Source organism: Bradyrhizobium sp., from assembly GCF_049581145.1.
GTDB lineage: Bacteria > Pseudomonadota > Alphaproteobacteria > Rhizobiales > Xanthobacteraceae > Bradyrhizobium.
On the sequence record NZ_JBAURI010000519.1, the window covers coordinates 1 to 1,663 of the forward strand.

Here is a 1,663-nt window from a genome sequence, read left to right on the forward strand (position 1 = left end):
GCCCACACCCGAACCCATCGCCCCCAACAGCCTCGAGGAGTTCATCACCGAGCATTACTGGGGCTACACCAAACGACGCAACGGCAGCACCGGCGAGTACGGCGTAGCCCATCCCCAATGGCAAACCTACCCCCTCCGCTCGGCCCACATCCAGGCCGACTTCGGCTCCCTCTACGGACCCGCCTTCGCTCCCCTCACCCAGCGCATCCCCGACCACGTCCTCCTCGCCGAAGGTTCGGCCATCGCCATCCGCAGCGGCAGCCACTTCCGCGCCTGACCCAATCCCCGCCTTGCCCGCGCAATTGACTACACTAATCCAATGGCACGCGCCCGACAGATCCCCAAAGCCGATCAGCCCGACCCGGAAACCTGGCTGCGCGGGCTCCCCAAAGCCGAGCTCCACCTCCACCTCGAGGGTTCCATCACCCCGGAAACCCTAGTCGAACTCTCCAAGCGTAACGACCCCACCCCTCACACCCTCGCCGAAGCGCGCGGCGTCTACTCCTACCACGACTTCCCCAGCTTCCTGCTCTGCTTCAAAGCCGTCACCACCCGCCTCCACACCCCCTCCGACTACGAGCTCATCACCTACAACATGCTCCGCGACCTCGCCGCCCAGGGCGTCCGCCACACCGAGGTCTACATCTCCATCGGCATCCTTTACTGGCAGGACCGCCTCGACGTCGACCTCGTCATCGCCGCCATCGAACGCGGCCGCACCCGCGCCGAGCGCGACTTCAATATCTCTCTCCTCTGGATCATCGACGCCGTCCGCCACTTCGGCGTCGACGCCTGCGCCCGCGTCTTCCGCAAAGCCGCCCAGCTCCAACCGCTCTACCCCAGCATCGTCGGCATCGGCATTGGAGGCAACGAGCTCCTCGGCCCCGCCCACGAGTTCCGCGAGCTCTACCAGGACGCGAAAGCCGCCGGCCTCCGCCTGACCTGCCACGCCGGCGAAAATACCGGACCGCAAAGCATCTGGGCTGCCGTCAACATCGGCGCCGAGCGCATCGGCCACGCCCTCTCCGCCCAGGACGACCCGGATCTAATCGAAGTCCTCGCCCAGCGCCAGATTCCCCTCGAGCTCAACATCACCAGCAACCTGCGCACCGGTTGTTGCCCTTCACTCGACGACCACCCCGTCCGCCGCTACTTCGAAGAGGGCCTCATGGTCACCCTCAACTCCGACGACCCACCCTTCTTCGGCGCCAACCTGCTCGACGAATATCTCCTCGCCCACCGCACCTTCGAGTTCCCCCTCGACCAGCTCCGCGAACTGGCCGCCAACTCCATCGAAGCCAGCTTCCTTCCCCCCGATCGCAAACTAGCTCTCCTCGCCGAAGTAGAGCGCTACGCCCTGTAGCTCGGCCGTCTCTATCCCCTACCCTCTATCCCCTATCCCCTGCCCTTTTCACTTCCCCGGAGGCGCCGGCACCATCACGGCATTCGGATCCACCTTCGGAATCCCAAAGTGTCCGCTCAGATGCACCAAATCAAGCGGCCGCAACTGCCCTGACACCTTGATCACATTCATCTGCCGCACGCCTCGAATCAGCACCATCACGTTATCGATGTCCGGTCCGGTAAAGTGCAGCCATAAATCCGTAAGCGGCTTCTGTGGCATCGTCGCCTCTCGCGGCGAAACATTCTGATCCACCAGATG

The 1,663-nt window shown here is 64.2% G+C and carries 3 protein-coding genes; 2 read left to right on the top strand and 1 reads right to left on the bottom strand.

Going from position 1 to position 1,663, the window contains the following annotated elements; all coding sequences use genetic code 11:
- Both WCB02_RS17005 and add read left to right on the top strand, forming a co-directional pair.
- Nucleotides 1–277, top strand: a 277-nt coding sequence (locus WCB02_RS17005) for a DUF2071 domain-containing protein (protein ID WP_423959728.1), incomplete at its 5' end; no start/stop codon positions are given.
- A 42-nt stretch (nucleotides 278–319) separates the two neighbouring features.
- The gene (gene add, locus WCB02_RS17010) at nucleotides 320–1,363 is read left to right on the top strand and encodes an adenosine deaminase (protein WP_423959730.1); all 1,044 of its coding nucleotides are present in this window, start codon (nucleotides 320–322) and stop codon (nucleotides 1,361–1,363) included.
- A 48-nt stretch (nucleotides 1,364–1,411) separates the two neighbouring features.
- On the opposite strand, the gene WCB02_RS17015 is transcribed toward add, so the two are convergent.
- On the bottom strand, nucleotides 1,412–1,663 hold a 252-nt coding region (locus WCB02_RS17015; protein ID WP_423959732.1), incomplete at its 5' end, for a hypothetical protein.

Coding starts and splice junctions, on each gene's coding strand:
- add (WP_423959730.1), top strand. CDS start 320: ATGGCACGCGCCCGACAGATCCCCAAAGCCGATCAGCCCGACCCGGAA.